18 protein-coding genes are annotated in these 24809 nt (G+C 69.3%); 8 read left to right on the plus strand and 10 right to left on the minus strand.

Annotation, left to right across the window (positions count from 1 at the left end):
• The first annotated feature begins 48 nt into the window (after positions 1-48).
• From lpdA to AB0E63_RS06130, 3 genes are all read left to right on the plus strand, one after another.
• Positions 49-1428, plus strand: coding sequence for a dihydrolipoyl dehydrogenase (gene lpdA / locus AB0E63_RS06120; RefSeq protein WP_360362124.1), 1380 nt, complete (start codon positions 49-51; stop codon positions 1426-1428).
• Positions 1429-1569: 141 nt separating this feature from the next.
• Positions 1570-3630, plus strand: a complete 2061-nt coding sequence (gene sucB / locus AB0E63_RS06125) for a 2-oxoglutarate dehydrogenase, E2 component, dihydrolipoamide succinyltransferase (RefSeq protein WP_360362127.1) — start codon at positions 1570-1572, stop codon at positions 3628-3630.
• A 96-nt stretch (positions 3631-3726) separates the two neighbouring features.
• Positions 3727-4617, plus strand: coding sequence for a TIGR01777 family oxidoreductase (locus AB0E63_RS06130; RefSeq protein WP_360362130.1), 891 nt, complete (start codon positions 3727-3729; stop codon positions 4615-4617).
• 187 nt (positions 4618-4804) lie between these two features.
• Here AB0E63_RS06130 and AB0E63_RS06135 read toward each other — a convergent pair whose 3' ends face one another.
• Both AB0E63_RS06135 and AB0E63_RS06140 read right to left on the minus strand, forming a co-directional pair.
• The gene (locus tag AB0E63_RS06135) at positions 4805-6946 is read right to left on the minus strand and encodes a DUF222 domain-containing protein (RefSeq protein ID WP_360362133.1); all 2142 of its coding nucleotides are present in this window, start codon (positions 6944-6946) and stop codon (positions 4805-4807) included.
• An 848-nt stretch (positions 6947-7794) separates the two neighbouring features.
• Entirely contained in the window at positions 7795-9951 is a 2157-nt protein-coding gene (locus tag AB0E63_RS06140) for a protein kinase (protein ID WP_360362136.1), read from the minus strand.
• 175 nt (positions 9952-10126) lie between these two features.
• Between AB0E63_RS06140 and lipB the strand changes: the two genes are divergently transcribed.
• Positions 10127-10798, plus strand: a complete 672-nt coding sequence (lipB, locus tag AB0E63_RS06145; protein ID WP_360362262.1) for a lipoyl(octanoyl) transferase LipB — start codon at positions 10127-10129, stop codon at positions 10796-10798.
• 611 nt (positions 10799-11409) lie between these two features.
• Here lipB and AB0E63_RS06150 read toward each other — a convergent pair.
• Positions 11410-12801, minus strand: coding sequence for a sulfatase-like hydrolase/transferase (locus AB0E63_RS06150; protein WP_360362138.1), 1392 nt, complete (start codon positions 12799-12801; stop codon positions 11410-11412).
• 6 nt (positions 12802-12807) lie between these two features.
• Positions 12808-14118: a sulfatase-like hydrolase/transferase gene (locus AB0E63_RS06155; RefSeq protein WP_360362141.1), complete on the minus strand. Its 1311-nt coding sequence runs from the start codon at positions 14116-14118 to the stop codon at positions 12808-12810.
• Between the two features lie 87 nt (positions 14119-14205).
• Here AB0E63_RS06155 and AB0E63_RS06160 point away from each other — a divergent pair, with 87 nt between their 5' ends.
• On the plus strand, positions 14206-15627 hold the full coding sequence (locus AB0E63_RS06160) for a hypothetical protein (protein WP_360362144.1): 1422 nt from the start codon (positions 14206-14208) through the stop codon (positions 15625-15627).
• A 4-nt stretch (positions 15628-15631) separates the two neighbouring features.
• Here AB0E63_RS06160 and AB0E63_RS06165 read toward each other — a convergent pair whose 3' ends face one another.
• The 5 genes from AB0E63_RS06165 to AB0E63_RS06185 all read right to left on the minus strand — a co-directional run bounded on the left by AB0E63_RS06165 (position 15632) and on the right by AB0E63_RS06185 (position 20987).
• Positions 15632-16597 (minus strand): LysR family transcriptional regulator, encoded by a 966-nt coding sequence (locus AB0E63_RS06165; RefSeq protein WP_360362146.1) that lies wholly within the window; start codon positions 16595-16597, stop codon positions 15632-15634.
• A gap of 108 nt (positions 16598-16705) precedes the next feature.
• Positions 16706-17890, minus strand: coding sequence for an ABC transporter permease (locus AB0E63_RS06170; RefSeq protein WP_360362149.1), 1185 nt, complete (start codon positions 17888-17890; stop codon positions 16706-16708).
• A complete protein-coding gene (locus AB0E63_RS06175) occupies positions 17887-18768 on the minus strand; it encodes an ATP-binding cassette domain-containing protein (protein ID WP_360362152.1) in 882 nt (293 codons plus the stop codon). Before AB0E63_RS06175 ends, AB0E63_RS06170 begins: the two co-directional genes overlap by 4 nt.
• A 129-nt stretch (positions 18769-18897) precedes the next feature.
• Complete coding sequence (locus AB0E63_RS06180) at positions 18898-19575, minus strand: response regulator transcription factor (protein WP_360362155.1); 678 nt, start codon at positions 19573-19575, stop codon at positions 18898-18900.
• The gene (locus tag AB0E63_RS06185; protein ID WP_360362158.1) at positions 19572-20987 is read right to left on the minus strand and encodes a sensor histidine kinase; all 1416 of its coding nucleotides are present in this window, start codon (positions 20985-20987) and stop codon (positions 19572-19574) included. Before AB0E63_RS06185 ends, AB0E63_RS06180 begins: the two co-directional genes overlap by 4 nt.
• Before the next feature lie 56 nt (positions 20988-21043).
• Here AB0E63_RS06185 and lipA point away from each other — a divergent pair, with 56 nt between their 5' ends.
• From lipA to AB0E63_RS06200, 3 genes are all read left to right on the plus strand, one after another.
• Positions 21044-21988 carry a lipoyl synthase gene (lipA, locus tag AB0E63_RS06190; RefSeq protein WP_360362161.1) on the plus strand — a complete coding sequence of 315 codons (945 nt, stop codon included), beginning with the start codon at positions 21044-21046 and terminating at the stop codon, positions 21986-21988.
• Between the two features lie 13 nt (positions 21989-22001).
• On the plus strand, positions 22002-22697 hold the full coding sequence (locus AB0E63_RS06195) for a DUF4191 domain-containing protein (protein WP_360362164.1): 696 nt from the start codon (positions 22002-22004) through the stop codon (positions 22695-22697).
• Between the two features lie 211 nt (positions 22698-22908).
• Complete coding sequence (locus AB0E63_RS06200; RefSeq protein ID WP_360362167.1) at positions 22909-24201, plus strand: cyclopropane-fatty-acyl-phospholipid synthase family protein; 1293 nt, start codon at positions 22909-22911, stop codon at positions 24199-24201.
• Here the strand turns inward: AB0E63_RS06200 and AB0E63_RS06205 are convergent.
• The gene (locus tag AB0E63_RS06205; protein ID WP_360362170.1) at positions 24188-24664 is read right to left on the minus strand and encodes an RDD family protein; all 477 of its coding nucleotides are present in this window, start codon (positions 24662-24664) and stop codon (positions 24188-24190) included. The genes AB0E63_RS06200 and AB0E63_RS06205 overlap by 14 nt on opposite strands.
• Positions 24665-24809: the final 145 nt, after the last annotated feature.

The following is a 24809-nucleotide window of genomic DNA, read 5'->3' on the forward strand; positions in this document are numbered from 1 at the left end:
CGGTCCCGCGATCCGGGGCGCCCGCCGACCAGACCCACGGAGGAACCTGTGACTGAGAGTGGTACGACGTACGACCTGGTGATCCTCGGTGGCGGCAGCGGTGGCTACGCCGCCGCACTGCGCGCCGCCTCGCTCGGCCTGTCCGTCGCCATGGTGGAGAAGGACAAGGTCGGCGGCACCTGCCTGCACCGCGGCTGCATCCCGACCAAGGCCCTCCTGCACGCCGCCGAGGTGGCCGACTCGGCCCGCGACGGTGAGCAGTTCGGCGTCCGTACGACGCTCGAGGGGGTCGACATGGGTGGCGTGAACAAGTACAAGGACGGCGTCGTCGACCGGCTCTTCAAGGGGCTGCTGGGCCAGATCAAGGCCCGCGGTATCACCGTGATCGAGGGCGAGGGCCGCCTCACGTCGCCCACCACCGTGCAGGTCGGCGACAACACCTACACCGGCCGCAACGTGATCCTCGCGTCCGGTTCGTACTCCCGCTCGCTGCCCGGCCTCGAGCTGGACGGTCACCGGGTGATCGCCAGCGAACACGCCTTGACCCTGGACCGCGTGCCGGAGTCCGCCGTCGTCCTGGGCGGCGGCGTGATCGGCGTCGAGTTCGCGTCCGCCTGGACCTCCTTCGGCACCAAGGTCACCGTCGTCGAGGCCCTCCCCCGGCTGGTCCCGGCCGAGGACGCGGACTGTTCGAAGACGCTGGAGCGCGCGTTCCGGAAGCGGAAGATCGCCTTCAAGACGGGTACGTCGTTCGAGTCGGTCTCCGTGACCGACACGGGCGTGAAGGTGACCGTGGCCGGCGGTGAGGTGATCGAGGCCGAGGTGCTGCTGGTCGCGGTCGGCCGCGGACCGAACACCACCGGCCTCGGGTACGAGGAGGTCGGGGTCGCGCTCGACCGCGGGTTCGTGACCGTCGACGCGACGCTGCAGACCAGCGTGCCGGGCGTGTACGCCGTCGGCGACATCGTGCCGGGGCTGCAGCTCGCGCACCGCGGCTTCCAGCAGGGCATCTTCGTTGCCGAGCACATCGCAGGCCTCGCGCCGACCCCGATCGACGAGGCCGGCATCCCGCGGGTGACGTACTCCGAGCCGGAGGTCGCGTCGGTCGGCCTGACCGAGGAGCAGGCCCGGGAGAAGTACGGCGACGTCGAGATCCTCAACTACAACCTCGGCGGCAACGGCAAGAGCCAGATCCTCAAGACGTCCGGCTTCGTCAAGCTGGTCCGCGCGAAGGACGGCGCCGTGGTCGGCCTGCACATGGTCGGCTCGCGTGTCGGCGAGCTGATCGGCGAAGCCCAGCTGATCTACAACTGGGAGGCGTACCCGGCCGACGTCGCCCCCCTCGTCCACGCCCACCCGACCCAGAACGAGGCCCTCGGCGAAGCGCACCTCGCGCTGGCCGGGAAGCCTTTGCATTTCCATGACTGAGACGCTCGGGCGGATCACTGGGCCGCCCGAGTAGGTTTGAGGCCGCTGGGGCGTGCGGGTACGCCGTGACCCGGATCCTGCGCACTCCGGCGGCACCGTAGGCTGACACTCGACCGATCAGACGAAGGAGCAACCACCGTCATGCCGACCTCTGTATCCCTGCCGGCCCTCGGGGAGAGCGTCACCGAAGGAACCGTCACCCGCTGGCTCAAGCAGGTCGGTGACACGGTTGCCGTCGACGAGCCCCTGCTGGAGGTCTCGACCGACAAGGTCGACACCGAGATCCCGTCGCCGGTCGCGGGCACCCTGCTCGAGATCAAGGCCGCCGAAGACGAAACCGTAGAGGTAGGCGCCGAACTAGCCGTCATCGGCGACGCCGGCGAATCCACCGCCTCCGACGCCTCCGCCCCAGCCCAGGAGGCCCCGGCCGCAGAGGCCGCACCCGCCGAGCAAGCCCCCGCTGCCGAGGCCACCCCCGCCCAGCAGGCGCCGGCCGCCCAGGCCGCCCCCGCCCAGCAGACCGCGGCCGCCGAGGCCGCGCCGGCTCCGGCCGAGCAGGCCGCCCAGGCATCAGCCCAGGCTCAGGCCTCCTCCGCCTCTTCTCCGGCCGCAGCGGCCTCAGCCCCCGCGACTTCCCCGGCCGCATCGGCACCGTCCTCAGGCGGCGCAGCATCCGGTACCCCGGTAACCCTGCCGGCCCTCGGCGAGAGCGTCACCGAAGGAACCGTGACCCGCTGGCTCAAGCAGGTAGGCGACGACGTAGCAGTAGACGAGCCCCTCCTCGAGGTCTCCACCGACAAGGTAGACACCGAGATCCCGTCCCCGGTCGCCGGCAAGCTCCTCGAAATCAAGGTCGCCGAAGACGAAACCGTAGAGGTAGGTGCCGAACTAGCCATCGTCGGCTCAGCCGACGCCGCCCCCGCCGAGGCCACTCCGGCTCCGCAAGCCCCGGCCGCACAGGCCGCCGCCCCCGCCGCACAGGCCGGCGCCCCCGCCGCAGCTCCGGCCGCCGCACCCGCCCCGGCCCCCGCCGCCGCTCCTGCCCCGGCCCCCGCCGCCGCTCCTGCTCAGGCTCCGGCCGCCGCTCCTGCTCAGGCTCCGGCCGCCTCCGCACCAGCCCAGGCCCCGGCCGCCCAGGCACCGGCCGCAGCCCCCGCCCCCCAGGCAGCCTCGGCGCCGACTCAGGCTCCCTCCGTCTCGTCTCCGGCCGCAGCGGCCCCAGCCCCCGCGACCTCCCCGGCCGCATCGGCACCCGCAGCATCCCCCAACGGCTCCACCTCCGAAGGCCCCAACTACGTCACCCCGCTGGTCCGCAAACTCGCGGCCGAGCACCAGGTGGACCTCAACGCCGTGCAAGGCACCGGAGTAGGCGGCCGAATCCGCAAGCAGGACGTCATCGCCGCTGCCGAAGCCAAGAAGGCCCCCGCAGCAGCCCCGGCGCCCGCGGCCCCAGCCGCAGCCGCCGCCCCGGCACAGGCAACGATCAGCCCCCTCCGCGGCACCACCGAAAAGATGAGCCGCATCCGCAAGGCGATCGCGGCCCACATGGTCAACTCGCTGCGGGTCTCGGCCCAGCTGACCACGGTCGTCGAGGTCGACGTCACCGAGATCGCCAAGCTGCGGAACAAGAAGAAGGCCGAGTTCGAGGCCCGCGAGGGCGTCAAGCTGTCCTTCCTGCCGTTCTTCGCGCTCGCCGCGGTCGACGCGCTGAAGCAGTACCCGAAGCTGAACGCGTCGATCGACGAGGAGGCCGGCGAGATCACGTACCACGCCGCCGAGCACCTCGGCATCGCCGTGGACGTGGAGAAGGGCCTGATGGTCCCGGTCGTGCACAACGCCGGCGACCTGAACATCGCGGGCCTGGCGAAGAAGATCGCCGACCTGGCCGACCGCACCCGCAACAACAAGGTGCTGCCGGACGAGATGGCGGGCGGTACGTTCACGATCACCAACACCGGTAGCCGTGGCGCACTGTTCGACACCCCGATCCTGAACCAGCCGCAGGTCGGCATGCTCGGCACGGGCGCCGTCGTGAAGCGCCCGGTCGTCATCACCCACCCGGAGCTCGGCGAGACGATCGCGATCCGGCAGATGGTGTACCTGGCCCTCACCTACGACCACCGCCTGGTCGACGGTGCCGACGCGGCCCGCTACCTGACGGCCGTCAAGCAGCGCCTCGAAGAGGCCCAGTTCGACGTCTGATCCCGATCGGACGATGGCGCCGGTTTCCGTCTCCTCTGGAGCGGGCACCGGCGCCTTTCCGTTTGAATCTCCCCAGGACTACACCAAGGAGCACGGATGAAGTACGTCCTGGCCGGCGCATCCGGCTTCCTCGGCAAGGCGCTCACCCGCGATCTCGTGGCCGACGGCCACCAGGTCCTCCGACTGGTACGCCGTACGCCGGCAAACGCTGACGAGATCCGGTGGGACCCGGCCCGCGGCGAACTGGACCCGGCCGCGCTCGGCACCCCCGACGTACTGGTCAACCTGGCCGGAGCGAACATCGGCCGCCCGTGGACCCCGACGTACCGCAAGACCATCCGCGAGAGCCGCGTCAGCACCACCGCCACCCTCGCGTCGGTCGCGACCCAGCTCGAGCGGCGGCCGGTCGTGATCACGCAGAGCGGGATCGGCGGCTACGGGATGGATTGCGGCGACCGCATCCTCACCGAGGACTCCGAACTGGGTGAAGGTTTCCTCTCGGACGTCGTACGGCTCTGGGAAGGCGCCCTCGAACCCGCCCGCGCCGCCGGCTGCCGAGTCGCCGCCCTCCGCACCGGCGTGGTCCTCGACCGCAACGCGCCGGCCTTCCAGCTCCTCTCCCTCCCCTTCCGCCTCGGCCTCGGCGGTCGCCTCGGCTCCGGCACCCAGTACTTCCCGGTCATCTCCCTCATCGACTGGCTCCGCGCGGTCCGCTTCGTCGCCGAACACGACACCCTCAGCGGCCCCGTCAACCTCAGCCTCCCCGTCCCCACCACCAACGAGGACTTCACACAGGCCCTGGCCACCGCCCTCCACCGCCCGGCGTTCCTCCCCGTCCCCGGCTTCCTCATGAAGGCCGCCCTGGGCGAGTTCGTCTGGGAACTACTCGGCAGCAAACGAGCCCTCCCCACCCGCCTCCAATCCCACAACTTCACCTTCCACCACCCCACCGCCCCCACAGCCATCTCCGCCGCCGTAACCTCCTAACCCCACGGCTGCGCCCACACCTCCTGACAGCACGCCGCCGCCCTAACCTCTTAGCCCCACGGCTGCGCCCACACCTCCTGACAGCACGCCGCCGCGCGTACCTACGAACCCCACGCAGCCGCCCTCATCTCCTGACCCGCGCGGCCGCCCTCACCCCTTGACCCCACGCGGCCGCGCGCATCCCTGCCTACGAAGCAGGTCTGACGACCGCCTCCTCGCACCACAGGTCAGCCGCACCTTCGTCGCTGAGATCGCCTGGTTGCTCGCCTGCTTGATCGCCGAGCATCGCACTCCCGCCCTGACTCGCCTGTTCGGCTTCTGGGGTAGGTGCCTCACCCCAGATGGCCAGACTTGCCGCCTCGCGAAGCGAGCAAGGCGACATGCCCCCGCTGCTCTCGCCGTCAGCCAGCAGCAACCGCTGCAACATCCCTTCTCGCATTCCGCTTGCGGTGGGGCTCAACGAGCCCCGGACCTCCAATAGTGCGGCCGTGCGCGACGGACCTGACGAGCTAGCTCCGGTGTCCGGTGAGGACATGCGGGATGGACCTGCTGGGTTGGCTCCGGTCTGCGATGCGGCCGTGCATTCTGACAGGCTCGGTCCAGTGCGCAGTGAGGGTGTGGCGGGTTGGCGCTGCGGTCTACTCGAGTCGGCCCGCCGTTGTGGTTGGGCCGTACGTCGTTGTGGTGATGGGTCGGCCCAACTGGGGCGGGCTACGTGGACGACGCCGTTGGTGATGGTGATGATCCAGTCGCCGGCATGCAGGTCGATGTGGTGGCGGCGGCAGAGCAGGGCGAGATTGTGGATCGCGGTGATGCCTCCGTCGATCCAGGACTGCAGATGATGGGCGTCGCAGTGGACGGGTGGGGCTCCGCAGACGACGCAGCCTTTGTCGCGGGCGTTCAAGGCACGGCGCATCGCGCCGGTAACGAGGCGTTCGGCGCGTCCGACGTCGAGCGGCTGGGAGTTCGACCCCAGCACCAGCGGGATGACCTTCGCGTCGCAGGCCATCCGCCGGATCGCGGCCGCCGACAGTCCGTCGCCGTACACGGTGTCACCGATCGCATCCGCGGCCGCCGACTTCAGGTCCTGCAGATCGATGGTGACGGTGATAGTGGCCTTGGCCCCGAACCCCGGCACCCGGCCGGACCTCCCAGCCTCGGACCTCCCAGCCCCGGTCGTCCCGTCCGCATCCACCACACCAGCACCTGCAGTACTGGCACCCGCGGCGCCACGACCAGTTGCAGCCGCTGCGCTCGTGCCAGCACCAGTCGTACCGTCCGCGGTCGTGCCGGGACCGCTCACACCCGCTGCGGTTGTACCCGGATCGCTCATACCCGCCGCGGTTGTACCGGGACCAGTCGTACCGGCCGCGATAGTGCCAGGACCGCTCGTACCCGCCGCGGTTGTACCGGGACCAGTCGTACCGGCTGCGATCGTGCCGGGTGGTGTCGTGCTGGGTGGTGTCGTGGCGGTGTCGTAGGCGGTGGTGGCGAGGGTGAGGGCGGTGGTGAGGGCGTCGGCTTGGCGCTTGTCTCGGGGGCGAGGGTCGAGCTCACCGTCGATCGTGCGGTGCGGGCGGGCGCCGGCGTGGATGAGGGACCGGAGGAGTTCGGCGTTCTCGTTGGCCAGGTAGCCGCGGAACTTCACGCCGCGGTCCGCGCCGATGAGGGTGAGCGTTTCGCGGTCGTAGGCCTTGCGTTCGTCGGGTTCGGGGCCGTCGGTGTCCAGTACGTCGCGAACCCGCTGGCCGGCTTTACGCAGTTCCGCCGGGGACAGGTGGCGGGCCAGGCCGACGAGTTCACGTTCGGCCACCTCGAGGTCCTCGACCGGCACGGTGGCCGGGACTTTCTCGAGCGCGGACACGATCGCCCCGGCCTGGGCCGGGCGCAGAAACAGTTCCGCCGTCTCCGTGGCGTCGGCCTCGTCCGAATCGTCGATCAGTTCACGCGCGTCGGCAGGCAGATCTTCCGGATCGCCGGATGGGTCTCCCGGGACGCCGGATGGGTCTCCCGGATCGCCGGGTCGGTCTTCCAGGTCGATGTCTGCGGTGGCGGGCAGGGCAGCGGACACGGCGGGGTACTTCGAAAGCGTTAGTGCGAGGTGGACGTCGCGGCGGGCTTCGGGGCGGTCGAGACGGTAGCGGAACGCCAGCAGTTGGGCGGTGTCGTGCGCGCCGATTTCCTGGGCGTGGCCGATCTCGTCGAGGCGCGCGATCACCTGCAGTCGGTAGGTCTGTCGGCGGGCGAGGTCGGCGTCGAGCTGGTCGAGAGTGGTCAGCAGTTCGCCGCCGCTCATCGACCAGACCGGCCGCTCGCCCAGGAGTTCCATGCCGTCAACCCTAGACACACCCACCGACAGTTCTCAAACCCAGAAGCCCTTGTTTTGCAGAGATTCCAGTCATCCACAGATGATCTTCAACTATCCACAAACCGGCAAGCGCTGTGGACAATCGCAATAGGTTGCCCAAAGCAACATACTGCACGCGGCACGCTTCGCTCAGCGCTGGACGGCGCGGCTCGCGGCCCCGCTGCGTGAGAGGAGGAGCTGCTCCAGCGCTGATGACGCCAGTCCGTTGACGGTTCAGGCGCAGACGACTGCACGGAGCTGACCACAAGCGGTCGATGAACGAAGCACCTGCCCGAGACGGGCGGTTGCGGGTGACAACAGCTGTAGCGGGGGCGTGTGCGAGCGATGGTGGCGGACGACAGCGGGCGCGCGTGCAAGCGCTGGAGCGGGCGCAACTGCCGCAGCGGGGCGCGTGTGCGAGCGATGGTGGCGGACGACAGCGGGCGCGCGTGCAAGCGCTGGAGCGGGCGCAACTACTGCAGCGGGGCGCGTGTGCGAGCGATGGTCGTGGACGACAGCGGGCGCGCGTGCAAGCGCTGGAGCGGGCGCAACTACTGCAGCGGGGCGCGTGTGCGAGCGATGGTGGCGGACGACAGCGGGCGCGCGTCCAAGCGCTGGAGCGAGCGGCAGCTGCTGCAGCGGGGCGCGTGTGCGAGCGATGGTCGCGGACGACAGCGGGCGCGCGTCCAAGCGCTGGAGCGAGCGGCAGCTGCTGCAGCGGGGCGCGTGTGCGAGCGGTGGCGGTGGGCGGCAACGGCTGTTGCGAGCGCGTGTGGGAGCGGTGGTGGCGAGCGGCAGCAGTTGTAGCGGCGTGCTGTCGCGGGCCGGGGTCAGGCTGGGGTGATGGTGGCTATTCGCCAGGTGGGGGTTGTTTTGGTGAGGGTGATGAGGCGAGTTGTGGGGGTGCCGGGTGGGAGCGGGGTTGTGGTGCCGGTGTGGTCTACGGCTTGGCCGGCGGACAGGTGGTCGGTGGTCTTGAGGGTGATGGTGGTGGGGGTTTGGTGGGAGATGGTGGTCTTGTCGATCTGAATGTGGAGTCCCTGTATGCGGACTTGTTGTTTGCGGTAGGTCGCCAGCAGCTCGCGGTCGGTCTGCCATGGTGGGCTGCCGGGGACGTAGATCTTGTCGAGGATGTGCGGGTCGAGGGTCCAGAAGGCGTGTGCACGTTGGGCATCCAGGGCGCTGAGAGTCAGCGCCCAGTCGGTGGTCTCGGTGCGTGAACCGGCGGTGGTCGGGAGTCGCGCGCCTGTCGGTGGGGTGGTGGCACCGCTGGGTGTCGTCGGAGTGGTGATGCCGGTGGATGTTGTTGGGCTGGTGGCGCCGGTGGGTCCTGTTGAGGTCGAGGTGCCGGTGGATGTCGTGGTGGTGGGGGCGGTGCTTGCTGGCGGGGTGGTGACGCCCGCGGATGTTGGTGGCGTGGTAGCGCCAGTGGAGGTTGCCGGGGTTGTGGCGTCGGTGGGGGTCACTGCGTCGGTGGGGGTTGCTGAGGGTGTGGGTTGGTTGCCTGCGGCTGTTGAGGTGCTCGGAGTGTCTAGGGCGCTGACAGTTGCAATACCGATGACCAGGACGACTGCGGCTCCGAGGGCGGTTGCGGCCACGACGCCGAACGCGGGGTGAGGCAGGCGCAGGGCTAAGCGGCGCCAGAGCGTCTGGTTGCGGCGCCAAGGGTGGCGGCGCGTTCGGGGGCGGTCTGGTCGCGTTGGGGTTCCCACCGGGACAGCGGCCAGTGCCGAGGTCGAGATGGGTGGGGTCGCGGTCGGTGCGGCGGCGACTGGTGAGGTCGAGGCGTGTGGGATCGCGGATGATGTAGCGGCGAGTGCCCGGGTTGAGGTCGGTGGGGTCGCCAGTGGTGAGGTGGCGAGTGGCGACGTCGGGGTGGGTGGGGTCGGTAGCGGTGGGATGGCGCGTGCCGTGGTGGAGATGGGTGGGATGGCTGGCGGTTCGGCGGTGGGGGCCGGAGTCCAGGTGGGTGGGGGCAGTGGCGGGGTGGGGGTGAGTGGCGAGGTTGGGGTGGGTGGGATCGCTGGCGGTTCGGCAGTGGGGGCCGGAGTCCAGGTGGGTGGGGTCGCTGGTGGCGAGGTTGGGGTGGGTGGGGTTAGGCGGGTTAGGGGGTTGATGGGGGCTCGGCGGGTGAGGGTGGGGCGGCGGAGGGGGCGGGAGCGGCGGGGGCGTCGTTTGGGGAGTTTGGGGGGTGTCGGCGGGTGGGGGGTGCTGGTGGCTTGTGAGGGTGGCGGGGAGGACGGAGTGGCGGGGGGTGGGGCGAGGGGGGTGCGGGAGCGTTCTACGGGGTCGTCGGAGGGTGGCGCGGTGGGTGGGTGCGCGGGGCGGGCCGGGGTGGTGTCTTGGGGGAAGGCGAGGTCGATGGGTTCGGGGGCGGCGAGGGTTAGGAGGCTGGCGGGGAGGTTGTGGGGTGGGGTTGTGGTGAAGAGGGTGGGGGTGAATACCGCTATGTCGGCGCCGGCTTGGTGGGAGAGGGTGGCTAGGGCTCGTAGGTCGTCGTTGGGCGTGTGGGCGGGGGCGCACGGAGCCTGGAGGTGGAGGGCGGTGTCGGTGAGGACTGGGCGGCCGTCGGCGTCGAAGAGGGTGTTGGTGGGGGTCAGGCGGCCGTGGGTTAGGCCGGAGCGGTGGAGGTGGTCTAGGGCTTCGGCCAGGGGTGTGAGGAGGGTGACTAGTTCGCCCGGTGAGAGCGGGGGGCGGCGGGTGAGGAGGGCGGCGAGGCTGCCGGCTACGACGTGCTGGCTGATCACTAGCCACTCGGTGCGGGTCTCGCGGAACTCCAATAGGCGGGCGATGTGTGGGTGACGGATGCGTTGCAGGATCGTCAGGTCTTCACGGAGCTTCTCCTGGTCGGGGATCGCGGTGATCGGGACGCTTTTGAGCACAGCGTTGCGGCCGGACGCGAGGTCGCGGACCTGCCAGACGGTGCCGGCCGATCCGGACCCGAGCTTCCGGCGCAGGCTGTAGCCGGCGATGTCTTCGAGGTCCATGTCCAAGAGAGTGCACGAATCGCGAGAACCGCCGCGGAAGTTATCCACAGGAGCGCGCGATCCGGGCGTACGGTGGGTGCCTGTGGACGGCGGCGTACGACGGGATCGGGCGCCGCCTACACTCGAAGGCGTGAGGGATATCAGGTATGTGGAGGCCGGGTTCGGCGCCGACGCGGTGGACTACGAGACCGCGTGGGCCGAGCAACGGCGCCTGCACGCGGAAGTTGCCGAGGGCACGGGTTCGGACACGGTCATCCTGCTCGAGCACCCGCCGGTGTACACGGCGGGCAAGCGGACCGAACCGCAGGAGCGGCCGTTCGACGGTACGCCGGTGGTGGATGTCGACCGCGGTGGGAAGATCACCTGGCATGGTCCGGGGCAGCTGGTGGGCTACCCGATCGTGAAGCTGGCCTCACATGTGTACGTCGTGGATTACGTTCGGCGGCTGGAGGAAGCGCTGATCGCGGTCTGTGCTGAGCTCGGGGTGAAGACAGGGCGCGTCAAGGGTCGTAGTGGGGTCTGGGTGGCGGCGGATGATCGCGGGCGGGAGCGGAAGATCGCGGCGATCGGGATCCGGGTTGCGTCGGGGGTGACGATGCATGGGTTCGCGCTGAACTGCGACAACGACTTGGCTTGGTTCGACCGGATTGTGCCGTGTGGGATTGCGGATGCTGATGTCACCACGTTGTCGAAGGAACTGGGGCGGGATGTGTCGGTGACGGAGGTGCTTGAGCCTGTGCGTCGGCATTTGGATCAGCTGCTGGCGTGGGAGGAGTACGAGCGGAGTCCGGACATTGATCACACCGAGGAACCGCCTACGGCGATCACCTATGGGTTGACTGTTTGAGGGTCCGGTGACGGTGCCGCTGTGCCGCTGCCGCTGCGTTGTGGGTGGGTGCGGGTAGCTCCCATTCGGAGCTTTGCAGGTTGGTGTTTGAGTGACCGTTCGGTGCCTAGGCAAAGCACCGAATGTGAGCGGTTGGGGTTAACGCGGCCGGTCGAGTGGCGGTCGGGGGGCTGTCGCGTGCGCTGGGTCGGCGGCCTCGGCGGGCGGCCGGAGTTGATGGGGTGGTCGGCCGGCGGTCGGGTGCGCTGGGTGGGCGGCCCGGCCGGCCGGAGTTGATGCTGGCGGACGCTCGGCGATCGCGGGCGCTGGTTTTGGGGCCGGGCGGGCGCTCGAGTTGACGCTGTCGGTCGGGTGGCGGTCGCGGGGGCTGGGTTTGTGGCTTGGGCGTGCGGCTGGAGTTGACGCCGACGACCGGGCGGCGATCGCCTGCGCGGTGTTTGTGGCCTGGGCGGGCGGTTGGCTGCGCAGGTCGGGTGACGGCCGGGTCAACTGGCGGGCGGGGCTGGGTGGCGCCTCGTCAGGTGGTAGATGGGGCTGGATGGGTCAGGCGGTTGGTGGCTGGGGCGGTTGGTGGCTGGGGCGGTTGGTGGGTGGGTTAGGTGGTGGGTGGGTTAGGTGGTGGGTGGGGTGAGGTTGGTGAGGGGTGGTAGGCCTACTTTGGTTCGCCAGGTGGTGTGGAGGGTTTGTAGGTGGGTTGCGATGGTGGGGTCGGTGGTGACGTGGTTGGTTTGTTCGGCTATGTCGTTGGAGAGGTTGGCTAGGAACCAGCCGTTGCCCATGGGGGCGTGTTCGTAGGACTTGAGGTGGTCTACGTCGGGGGTGTCGGCTACCCAGCTGAGTTTCCACGGGCCGGAGCGGACTGCCCATTGGAATTCGCAGTCCCAGTGGAGGGTGTCGTGGGCGGCGTCTGACTCGCCGGACAGCACGGGAAGGATGTCGAGACCGTCGGCGCCGGCGACCGTCGCGCCGGCTGCGGCGGCGAGGGTTGGGACTAGGTCGAGGGTGCTGACTAGGGCGTCCGTACGACGACCGGCCGGGAGCCGGGCCGGCCAGCGCCAGAGCATCGGGATGCGGATGCCGCCGTCCCAGAGCGTGTACTTCGTGCCGCGCAACGGCGCGTTGTCGCCGAAGTTGCAGGTCGAGCCGCCGTTGTCGGTGACGTAGACGACGATGGTGTCGTCGTCGACCAGCTCGAGCAGTCGTCCGATCTCGGCGTCCATCAGTTCCAGCTGCGCGAGGTAGTACTCCCGCCCGTGCGGCAGGTTCGGCACGATCACGTCGTCGTACCAATCGGTGTAGGAGCCGTCGACGTCCGGTGTCCAGTCGCGGAAGGTGGGGAGACCGCGAGCCACGAGCTCGGCCTCCGGTAGCTGCCAGCAGAAGTTGTGCACGGCGTTGAACGCGAGCATGCAGAAGTACGGTCGCTCGTCCGAACCGGTGATGAACTCGGCCGCCCGCCGTCCCAGCTCCGCGGTCAGGAAACCCTCGTGCTCGACCGGTTCGTCCCCGGACAGCAACGGTTGGACCGCCATGTGATGCGCCGCCGGCTGCCCGTACGACGAGACCGCGTTCTCCGAGTGGTGGAGGTAGTTGAGCCGTCCGAACGACTGACCGGCCAACCCGTACAGCGTCTCCTCGAACCCATGATGCGGCGGACAGGCCCGATCACCGACCGCCTCTCCCCCGTAGTGCACCTTGCCGAAGTACCCCGTGCGATACCCCTGGTCCCGCAGGATCTCCGCCAGTGTCGGTACGTCGTCCGGCGGGAACGCGGCCGAGTCGAACCACTGACCGCCCCACCGCTGCTGATACCGCCCGGAGATGATCGCGGCTCGCGACGGACTGCAGATCGGCGCCGTCACGTACGCGTCGGTGCAGCTGACTCCCTCCGCCGCGAGCCGATCAAGGGCAGGCGTTCGTACGTCGTGATGGACGCCCTGTACGCCGCGATCGGCGTAGCCATGGTCATCGGAAACGATCAGCAGAATGTTGGGCGCGGACAAGCAGAATCATCCTCTCGGCACGGTGGCCAGGCGCTCCGCCTGGTCGGACTTCGCGAGTACGTCGATCCGGTCGGGGTCCACGATCGATCGAAGTTCGGAATCGAGCTTGGCCACCAGGGCCTCGTCCGTCGAGAGGTCGTGGAGCTCGAGCGGATCGGTGTCGAGGTTGAAGACTTGCGGCTGCTGCCCGGCACCGTAGTAGCAGTACTTCCACGGACCGGACTTCAGCATGAAACCGCCGTCGACCATCCCCTGCGCGTGGTACTCCGACAACACCGGTCGATCGACAGGGTCCAGCAGACTCACACCGGGAAGAGCCGGGTCGGGAGCCAGACCAGCGATGTCTCGGAGGGTTGGGAGCACATCGATCAGGCTGACGTGCGAGGCGATCCGAGCCGGGGGCTGGGACGGATGGCGAAGCAGCAGAGGGATGCGTACGGCGGGCTCGTAGAAGCACTGCTTCTGCCAGATGCCGTGGTGGCCGGCCATCTCGCCGTGGTCACCCGTGTAGATGACGACCGTGTCGTCAGGCACCGCCGCCAGTAGCCGACCGATCTGGTGGTCCAGGTGACTGATCAGCGCCCAGTAGCAAACGGTCGCTTCACGCACCTGCTCCTCCGTCAGCGGCTCGTCGTTGCGGAAACCGTGCCGCAGCAGCGAAATCACCGGGTGCTGGTGGCCCGTAGCCAACGGCGGTTCGACGTCGGCCGGATCGTAGAGAGCGCGGAACGACGGCGGTGCGACCAACGGGAAGTGCGGATGCATATACCCGACGTACAGCAGGAACGGATCCGGTCCAGGATCACCCAGGAACTCCAGTGCGGCGTCGGTCGCCTCGACGTCGTGCCTGGTGTGGACGTGGTCGCCAGGGCCGTTTTCGGTCACGTGGGAGTTGGACGGCCGCCGCCACTCCGCCGTACGACGAAGTGGACGGCCGCTGTGGTCGAGCCAGAAGTCCAGGTCGTCGGTCGGCCGACGGTCGAACCCGAGCAGCCGGTCCGGTCCGTTGAAGTGGGTGCGCCCGGCGATCACCGAGGTGTAACCGGCCTCGCGCAGATGGTGACCCCACGTGCGAAACGACGGCCCGGGGATCACTCCGTTGTCCCAGGCCCCGATCTGGTGCACGTACTGCCCGGCCATCAGCGAGAGCCGGGAAGGCACACACATAGGGCTGTTCGTGTACGCGCGGTCGAACGAGACACCCTCCGCGGCCAGCTGATCCAGATGCGGCGTCCGGACGTGCTGGTGCCCGGCCCACCCCGTTGCCGAGGCCGTGTGCTCGTCGGACAGGACAACCAGGATGTTGGGACGGCGCATGGATCTACCTTAGGCAAGCGATTGCCCTTCCGTGTGGTGCCGAAGTGTCTGCGGGGCGAGACGGCAAAACGTCGCTACCTTGGAGGTGTGTCCAAATTTCTTGGGTTCTTGCTCGGAGTGGCCGTAGCGCTCGCCGGGCCGGCGGTGTTCGGAGTACTCGCGGCGCCGGGCGGTATCGAGCTGAATACGAAGGAGATGGCGCTTGCCTACGGTATCGGCGCGCTGATCTTCTGGGCCGTGGTGTCGTACTTCACCGGCGCCGGCGCGCTGGGGGCGTTCCTCGCCTTCGGCACGCTGATCTACTGCTGGCTCTGGATCCCGAACCGGACCACGAACTTCCTGAACGACGTCCCCGGGGTGACCACCGGGATGATCGAGGGGTCGAAGCAGTACACGCTGAACGGCGTCGTACCGATCCTCGCGGTGATCTCGCTGGTCTACGCGATCCAGCTGATGGTGCACGGTGTGCAGCGCCGGCGGCGGGAGCGGGTCGAGGCGGAGCGACTGCAGCGCGAGCAGGAGGTCGCGCAGGCGCAGGAGGAGGCGGATGCCGCGTCGGTGTACCCGGTTGCCGGGAGCACCTATCCGGTGGGCGGTCAGTACGCCGGTTACGAAACGAGGAGCCGGTTCGACGACCTGTTCGACGAGGATCCGGAGCCGGTTCGCCCGCGTAACCAGGCGGACGATCAGACCTCGCAGTTCCCGGTCGGGGGCATTGACCAGACCACCCAGTTCCCCGAGAACGATGCCCCAGGCAACGACCCAGACGAGACGGTGCTCGTGCCGACGGACCGTGACGAGACGGTCCAGGTGCCGGCCACTCCTCCGGCGGACGAGCCCGCGGAAGCCGGGCCGGAGGACACAGCAGTAGCTGAGCCCGAGGACGAGCCGACGCAGGAAGCGCCCCGAGTAGAACCGCGAGCGGAGCAGACTCCTCCGGCCGACCTCGAGGTAACGCAGGTCGCCCCGGCTGCGCCGAAGGCGGAAACGCCGGCCGAGCCGGAAACGGCGGAGCCGCCGGCCGAACCGAAGTCGGAGGTGCCGGCCGACCCGAAGCCGGAGACGCCGGCGGCGAAGGAGCCCGAGCCGGTCGCGGTGAAGGAAGAGCCGGCCGCGGAGCAGAAGGCGCCGGAGGTGAAGGAAGAGCCGGCCGCGGTGCAGAGTGCGCCGGAGGTGAAGGAAGAGCCGGCCGCGGTGCAGAGTGCGCCGGAGGTGAAGGAGCCAGCCCCGACGGCTGAGGTGAACCAGCAGCCCGCGGCGGAGCAGAGCGCGCCTGAGGTGAAGGAAGAGCCCGCGGCGGAGCAGAAGGCGCCCGAGGTGAAGGAAGAGCCTACGGCGGAGCAGAAAGTGCCGGAGCAGAAGGCTTCCGGGAGCAAGGCGGAGAAGGTGCCGGGTCCTAAGGAGCAGGTGGGGTCTCAGTATCGGGAGCGGATGGAGGACCCCGAGGACACCGGGGAGTTCCACTTCACCGCGTTCGAGGTCCCGGTTGTCAGGCCCGCCGGAACGTAGGCGTTCAAGCGACGTGCATGCGCTGGTGCTGATCGCGCCGGGCGTGCTCGGTGATGGCCTCGTCGTACGCCGCGGTCGCCATCGCGAGCACGTCGGGCGCCATCTGCGCCCGCGGTGAGTCCGTGCTCCAGGCCAGCAGCAGCTTGCGGTGGATCGGGTCGCCGACCAGGGTGCGCGTGGTGACGTCGGAGGAGAGCATCCGGTACGACGTCGGCGAGATCAGCGCGACACCCTGACCACTCGTCACGAACCCCATCAGCACGGACGTGTCGACCGAGTGGTGCTCGACCTTCGGCTGGAACCCGGCCGACTCGCACGCCGCCCGGAACAGCACGTGGAACCCGCTGTCGTCCGGCGGCTCCCCGATCCATTCCTCGTCCGACAGCGTGGACAGCTGGATCTCCCCGCGGGCCCGCGAGCCCACCGCCATCGGGTGGTCGGCCGACATCACGACGTACGCCGACTCCGACTCGACGACCGTGATCGCCTCGACGCCGCTCGGCAGCCGCAGCTCGAACCCGGGGAACTCCCGTAGCAGCGCGAAGTCGAGCCGCCCGCTCTCCAGCTGCTGCAGCAGCACGCTGGTGGACCACTCGACCTCGATGCTGACCTGCTCGATCTCGCCGTGGTCGCGCAGCCGCGACGCGATCCCCGACATCGGCGCGGTCGGGAACCCGCCGAGCCGGGCCGCACTGGACTCGACCGCCGTCATCGCGGACACGGTCGCGGACAGGTGATCTACGTCGACCAGGATCGCGCGGGCTCGATCGACGGCGTACCGGCCCAGAGGCGTCGGCGTGACCCCGGTGCGGGAGCGCTCGAACAGCTCGCCGCCGAACGCCGCCTCGATCCGCTTGAGCTGCGCGGTCAGGCTCGGCTGACTCACCTTCAGCCAGCGGGCGGCCCGTCCGACGGACCCCGCTTCTGCCACTAGGACCACCACCCGCAGGTGGCGCAGCTCGACGTTCATGCGTTGAGACCGTAGTCCAGGTGTAGGCACAGCACACAGGTACCCAACATTGCGGTTTCGTCACAGCCGGGCCATCTGTGTAACACGCGGCCCGGCCGTGACGATGAGTCAGGACGCGTCGAGCGCCAGCGCCTCCCGGTAACCGAGCCGGCGGCCGGTCTGCAGCAGCGTCCGCTCGTACAGGCGAGCGCCGAGGCGGATGATCAATACGGTCGCGGCGAGCAGGATCGCGATCGCCACCAGCGGCTGCCAGAGCGGTACGTCCTCGGTCAGCATCCGGCCCGGCATCGACATCGACGACGCGATCGGGATGAACGAGGCGACCGTCTTGGCCGACGACCCGGCGAACACCGAGAAGAAGAACGGGATCATCAGGATCATCTGCCCCGGCAGCGTGGTCGACCCGAGGTCCTCCTGCCGGGTGGCCAGCGAGCCGGCCACCGCCCACAGTCCGGCCAGTGCGACGAACCCAAGCACGAAGAACACCACGAACCAGCCGGCCACCGGCGCGACAACCTCGAGGATGTCGGCCTGGTCGGTGATCAGCAGCCCGATGAGCGACGTCCCCGCGATCACCACGATCTGTCCGAGCGCGAGCGCGGTGTTGCCGAGCACCTTGCCCCACAGCAGCGACCGGATCGGCACCGCGGCGGCCAGAATCTCGACGACCCGGCTCTCCTTCTCCTGTACGACGCTCTGCGCGATCATCATGCCGAAGCCGAGCGCGGTCATGTAGAACACCAGCGCCAGCCCGATGTTGACGAAGTCGGACACGATGTCCGGCAACGGACCGGGCTTCAGCAGCTGCAACTCAACCTTGGTGCCGGCCCGCAGCTCGTCAGGCGTCAGCCCCGCCTGCGCCGCGTTCTGTTCCATGCCGACGTTCACCGCCGCCTCGCGCAGCGCGCTCTCGAGCCCGGAGTCGACGCGGTCCTTCCCGAGGACGACGTACCCGTTCTGCCCGGGCAGCAGCGCTGCCTTGACGTCGCCGCTCGTGACGAGCTGCTCGGCGGCCGGCCGATCCGCTGCCCGGGTCACCTCGAAGCCGTCACCGCCCTTGGTCGTCGACGCCTGCTGCACGATCTTGGCGCCGGCGTCGTCGATCACGGCGATCTTGTCGGCGCCACCGCGCCCGGCGAGCACCGCGGGGAGGATCACCGCGGCCATCACGATCAGCAGCATCACCACGGTCGAACCGATGAAGGTCTTGTCCCGGAGCTTGGTGCTCACCTCGCGCTGGGCGATCAGCATCCATGCCCGATCAAGGGGCCGGTCGAGAGTACGGTCGTTCATCGGGTCGCCTCCCGGAAGACGTCGCTCAGTGCCACCCGTTCCGGCCCGAACTCGAGCACCGGACCACGGGCGATCGCCTGCTGAAGGATCTGCTGAACAGCACCGTCGTCCTCGACGTCGAAGAGCGCCGTACCGCCGGCGACGTCGCGGACCTGGATGCCGCGGACGTCGCGCAGCCAGCCCGCGTCGCCGTCCACCCTGAGCCTGTACGTCGAAGAAGGTCCGGCGGCCAGGTCGGCAACGGGGCCTGCGGCAACGACTTTGCCGCGGGACAGGACGACGAGGTCGTCGCACAACCGCTCGACCAGGTCGAGCTGATGGCTGGAGAACAGCACCGGCACCTCGTCGGTGACCTCCTCTCGGAGCAGGTCCACCATCGCGTCGACGGCGAGCGGGTCGAGACCGCTGAACGGCTCGTCCAGCACCAGCGCGATCGGCTCGTGCACCAGCGCGGCCGCGATCTGCACCCGCTGCTGGTTGCCCAGTGACAGCGCCTCGAGTACGTCGGTTGCCCGCTCGGCCAGCCCGAGTCGTTCGAGCAGCTTGTCGACCCGCTCGGCGGCCCGGTCCGGGTCCAGTCCGTGCAGCCGGCCGAAGAACACCAGCTGGTCGCGGATCTTCATCTTCGGGTACAGCCCACGTTCCTCGGGCATGTAGCCGAAGTCACGCCGTACCTCCTGGGTCAGCCGCTCGCCCTGCCAGCTCACCTCGCCGGCGCTGGCGGCCAGCACGCCGAGAATGATCCGCATCGCCGTCGTCTTACCGGCCCCGTTGGCCCCGACGAACCCGGTCATCCGCCCCGGCACCACGTCGAAAGTCACATCGTCCAGCGCCAGTTGCGCACCGAATCGCCGAGTGAGCCCAGCCACCCTCAGCATCCGTCACCGTTCCCAATCAGCTCAGCCCCCGCCGGACCGCTGCCCGACACTCCCCAAGCTAGTCAGGACAGGTACGCGCGCACGTCGTCCGCGCGGGTGATCACGCAGGTCATCCGCGGGGTGGACGGATCAGGAGGAGGCGTCGTCGCCGGGGGTGACTAGGCCGCATTCGTAGGCGAAGACGACGGCCTGGACCCGGTCGCGGAGGCCGAGTTTGAGCAGCACGCGGGAGACGTGGGTCTTGACGGTGGCCTCGCCGACGAAGAGCTGGTTGGCGATCTCGGTGTTGGTGAGGCCGCGGGCGATCAGGCCGAGGACCTCGCGCTCCCGGTCGGTCAGCTCGGCCAGCAGGTCCGGGCGGTAGACGCGTTCGCCGCCGCCGGTGAACCGCTTGATCACCCGGCGGGTCACCTCCGGCGCGAGCAGGGCGTGGCCGGAGTGCACGACCTGGATCGCGTCGACCAGGTCCTCGGGCGCGGTGTTCTTCAGCAGGAACCCGCTGGCCCCGGCGCCGAGCGACTCGAACAGGTAGTCGTCGCGGTCGAACGTGGTCAGGATCACGACCTTGCCGGCGTCGGCCGCGACGATCTGCTGGGTCGAGGTGATCCCGTCCATGCCGGGCATCTGGACATCCATCAGTACGACGTCCGGCCGCAACGCCAGCGCGAGCTCGATCGCCTTCTCGCCGTCGGCGGCCTCACCGACCACCTCGATGTCCGGCTCGACCGACAGGATCATCCGGAAGCCGGCGCGGACCAGGTCCTGGTCGTCCACGAGCAGCACCCGCATCGGGGCGGTCTCGGTCATTCCGAACTCTCCTTCGGGGCCAGCGGATTCGGGGCCGGCGGATTCGGGGCCAGTGGATTCGGGGCCGGTGGGCGGTTCTGCGGGTCGAGCGGGATCCGGACCCGGACCCGGAAGCCACCGACCGGACGCGGCCCGATCTCGCTCTCGCCGCCGAGCAGACCGACCCTCTCACGGATCCCGACATGGCCCAGCCGGCTCCCCACCGGCGCGTGTTTCGGCCGGCCGTCGTCGAGGACCTCGAGCTCGACCGCGTCACCGAGATAACGCAATGTGATGTGCGCACTGCGCGCTGTCGAGTGGCGGCGTACGTTCGTCAGGGCTTCCTGGGCGATCCGGTAGACCGACACCGACACGGTCTCCGGCAGCCGGACCGGTGCACCGATCTGGTGGAATCCGACGGACAGGCCCTCGCCGTTCACCTCCGCGATCAGCGCGGGCAGCCGGTCGGCGCCTGCCTGCGGCTCCTTGACGACGGGTGCGTCGATGTCCAGGTCCGGGTCTGCCGCGCGGAGCATGCCGAGCAATTGGCGCATCTCGTTCACGGCGGTGCGGCTGGAGTGCTCGATCACGCTGAGCGCGTCCTTGGCCGCGTCCGGGTCGGTGTCCATCACGCGGCGGGCACCGCCGGCCTGGACGCCGATGCTGCTGATGTGGTGCGCGACGACGTCGTGCAGCTCGCGGGAGATCCGCAGCCGCTCGTCGATCACCGCGCGCCGGGCGTTCGCCTCCTGCTGGGTGGCGAGCTCGGCGGCCTGCTGCTCGAGCTCGTATCGCTGCCGGGCGATCCCCCACGCGGTGCGGCCCCAGAAGTAGGCACCGAAGAAGTACAGGGCGTTCAGCGCGAGCGTGATGATGACGCTGGACACGTACGGCGACAGCAGTGCGTGGTTCGGCCCTTCGATCTCGTTGTTGCGCAGCGCCTTGACGAAGTTGATCGTCAGCCAGCCGAACATGGCGACGAACACCAGCGCCGCCGAGGCCTTCACCAGACGCCGGTCCCGGGCCCAGGCGACCGCGGCGTAGATCGCCATGAACATGCTCGACTGGCTGACCAGGTTCGCACTGAAGGCGAAGGTTGCCCGCTCGCCGTTGACCACGAACAGCACCGCGACCGCCAGCATCACCGGGATCGGGAAGCGGCGCCGGAAGCACAGCGGCAGGGCGATCGCCGCGCTCAGTACGTACGCCTCGACCCCGCCGATCCCCAGGTCGACGTGCATCGGGGCGGCGCCCCGGGCCAGCTCGGTCCCGATGACGCCGGCCAGGGCCATCGCCAGACCCAGCAGGATGTCGTTGCTGCGCTGCTTCGGGGACGGACCGGGCCGCACCCAGCCCTGCACCGTCGTCCCGGTGGCCGGTGGTGTCCCGGGCTCGGCGTTCGACGACGCCGTACCGAGTTCGAGCGTGGACATAGCTCGTCAGCCTACGGGTGGATGGCTGCTGACCGGGGCCGCGTACCCTTGAGGGCGTGACCATCGCCCCAGAAGGACGGAAACTGCTCAGGCTCGAGGTGCGCAACGCGGAGACCCCGATCGAGCGCAAACCCGAGTGGATCAAGACCCGCGCCAAGATGGGCCCGGAGTACCAGGCGCTGCAGAAACTCGTGAAGTCCGAGGGACTGCACACGGTGTGCCAGGAAGCCGGCTGCCCGAACATCTTCGAGTGCTGGGAGGACCGCGAGGCCACGTTCCTCATCGGCGGCGACCAGTGCACCCGGCGCTGTGACTTCTGCCAGATCGACACCGGCAAGCCGGAGGACCTGGACCGCGACGAGCCGCGCCGGGTGGCCGAGTCGGTCCGGACCATGGGCCTGCGGTACGCGACCGTGACCGGCGTCGCCCGCGACGACCTGGACGACGGCGGCGCCTGGCTGTACGCCGAGACGATCCGCCAGATCCACGAGCTCAACCCGGGCACCGGCGTGGAGATGCTGGCGCCGGACTTCAACGCCGCACCGGAGCAGCTGGCCGAGGTGTTCTCGTCCCGGCCGGAGGTGTTCGCGCACAACGTCGAGACGGTGCCGCGGATCTTCCGCCGGATCCGGCCCGGGTTCCGCTACGAGCGCTCGCTGAACGTCATCACCCAGGCCCGGGACTACGGCCTGGTGACCAAGTCCAACCTGATCCTCGGCATGGGCGAGACCCGCGAGGAGGTCAGCCAGGCGCTGCTCGACCTGTACGACGCCGGCTGCGAGATCATCACGATCACCCAGTACCTGCGCCCCTCGGTGCGGCACCACCCGGTCGAGCGGTGGGTCAAGCCGGAGGAGTTCGTGGAACTGCAGGACGAGGCCGAGGCGATCGGTTTCGCCGGAGTGATGTCGGGACCGCTCGTGCGTTCGTCGTACCGGGCCGGTCGGCTGTACCGTCAGGCTGTGGAATCGCGGATGAACTCCGCTCAAAAGGCTCAGTAAGGACCCGGGAGACATGGCCAAGAACGACGCGCCCGAAGAGAAGACCAGTCGGCTCAAGCAGATCCGGTCCGCGTACAAGCTGACCAAGAAGTCCGACCCGACGGTCGGCCTGGTGCTCGCCGGGATCTTCCTCGGTGTCGTCGCCGTGTTCGTCCTGCTCGGTTTCCTGGTCGGACCGCTGATGATCTGGATCCCGCTCGGTGTCGCGCTCGGGTTCCTGGCCGCCACCATCATCTTCGGCCGCAAGGTCGAGAAGGCGGCGTACAGCCAGATCGAGGGGCAGGCCGGTGCGGCCGCGTCCGCGCTGCAGACGCTGCGCCGGGGCTGGACCGTGACGCCCGCGATCGCGGTCACCAAGAACGCCGACATCGTGCACCGCGTCGTCGGCCGGCCGGGCATCGTCCTGGTCGGCGAGGGCCAGCCGAGCCGGGTGAAGAACCTGCTCGCCGCCGAGGGCAAGAAGCACACCCGGGTGGCCGGTGGCGCCCCGGTGATCCAGATCGTCGCCGGTCAGGGCGAGGGCGAGATCGACATCCGCAAGCTGACCAAGCACGTGATGAAGCTGCCGCAGGCGCTGCAGCCGTCGGAGATCACCGACCTGCTGCAGCGGCTGAAGGCGCTGGACGCCGTCCGCCCGCAGGTGCCGATGCCGAAGGGCCCGGTCCCGACCAGCCTCAAGGGCGCACGGCAGGCCATGAAGGGGCGCTGACAGGGGCGCTGACAGGGGCGCTGATCGGCGCCGGGGGGCGAACGAACACCTTTCGCTGAGTGAGCTGCCGGTAACCCGGCAGCCGCTCAGCAGTTGATCAGTCGTGACGTGGCACGTGTGTGCCTTCGTGTCGCGTCGTGGGGTGGCGGTCGGGCCTTAAGGTGCGACTGTGTGCGGGCGCTGACGGATCGAGGACACGAGGTTGACGACCATGACGGATCTTTTACCGGCGGGTGTGCACCAGCCGGTGGCGGAGACGTGGCCGACGTTGGCCCGCCCGCGCTCGAACCCGGTACGCCGGGCCGGCGCGCTGGCCGCGATCCGTCTGATCGCCAAGGACCTGCCGGCCACGATCCACCTGGAGAACCGGACCTACGGCCTGGGCGGCCCGGCGATGCGGGTCCACCGGGGAGCACATTTCCTGGACCGGCTGGGGCAGGACGCCGGATCAGGGTTCGGCGAGGCCTATCTGGCCGGCGACTGGGACCCTGAGCCTGGCACGGACCTGGCCGACCTGCTGGTCCCCTTCGCCGAGCGGTTCAGCAACGAGGAGACCCGGCACCTGCTGCCGAAGTGGGCACAGTCGCTGCGCTGGCTGGTGACCCGCTCACAGCCGGGTGACCAGGAGAACGACCGGGCCGGCGCCCGCGAGAACGTCAGCCGGCACTACGACCTGAGCAACGCGATGTTCTCCGAGTTCCTCGACCCCACGCTGACGTACTCCGCGGCGTACTTCGGCGGCGACGCCTCCTCCGCTGTCACGGCCGACCTCGCGACGGCGTCGTACGACGAACTCACCCAGGCGCAGCTGAACAAGCTGGACTCGATCCTCGACGCGGCCGGCGTTGTGTCCGGGTCGCGCGTACTGGACATCGGCTGTGGCTGGGCCAGTCTGGCGATCCGCGCGGCCCAGCGTGGCGCCTGGGTGACCGCGATCACGATCGCCTCGCAGCAGGCGTTGCTCGCGCAGCGCCGGATCGCGGACGCCGGGGTGAGTGACCGGGTGCAGGTGGCGCTGCGTGACTACCGCGACCAGATCGGCGAGTTCGACGCCGTGCTGAGTGTGGAGATGATCGAGGCGGTCGGCGAGAAGTACTGGCCGGTCTACTTCGAGGCGATCGAGCGACGGCTGGCGCCGGGCGGGGTCGCCGTGGTGCAGGCGATCGTGATGCCGCACGAGCGGATGCTCGCGACCCGGAACACGTTCACCTGGGTGCAGAAGTACATCTTCCCCGGCGGCCTGATCCCGTCGATCAAGGTGATCGAGGACGTCACCACCCGGCACACCGGCCTGCGGCCGGAGGTGATCCGCCACCTCGGCGCGGACTATGCGCGGACGCTGCGGATCTGGCGGAACCGCTTCATGGACCGCTCGCCGGCCATCGAGGCCCTCGGCTTCGACGGCACCTTCCAGCGGATGTGGGAGTTCTACCTGGCCTACTCCGAGGCCGGCTTCCGCACCGGTTACCTAGACGACGTGCAACTCCGCCTCACGCGCCGCTGACTTGTCGCTGGACGACGACCGTCTTTGCGGCGAGGTCGTGGAGTCCTCGCCGGTCCCGGTCGAAAACCACTGCAGGGATGACGAGGCAGATCAGCACGGCGCGGATCACACCGGCGAGCAGGCCGGGTTGTGAGGTGTACGTCGTACCGCCGCGGACCGGGATCACCCGGAGCCCACACAGTCGGTGACCGATCGTCCCGCCCACGAGGCCGGTCAGGATCGCGGTCATCGCGAAGAACGTGACCAGCTGCGCGGTGCTGAAGTCGTTCCCGCCGGCCCAGATGGGCTTCGAGGTGACCGCTGACGCGATCAGCGCGGCGATCAGCCAGTCCACGAACAGCGCGAGGACGCGCCGGCCCCACGTCGCGACCGAGCCCGGACCGTCCTGTGGCAGGCCGAGCCGGTTCCCCGGAAAACGGAATTCTTCGGAGGGTCCTGTGCCCGGCTGCGCCGATGATGCCATGATGGCTAGCCTACGGAAGCGCCCACGCCCCGCCGACAGCGGACCGCGAGATCTCAGGGCGTCACCGCCGTACACCAGTGGGTCAGCGCGGACACGCTGGGCGTAACATCCGCGAAACATTGGGGTCACGACCGAGTAATGCCGA

Source organism: Kribbella sp. NPDC026596, from assembly GCF_040638415.1.
Classification (GTDB): Bacteria; Actinomycetota; Actinomycetes; order Propionibacteriales; family Kribbellaceae; genus Kribbella.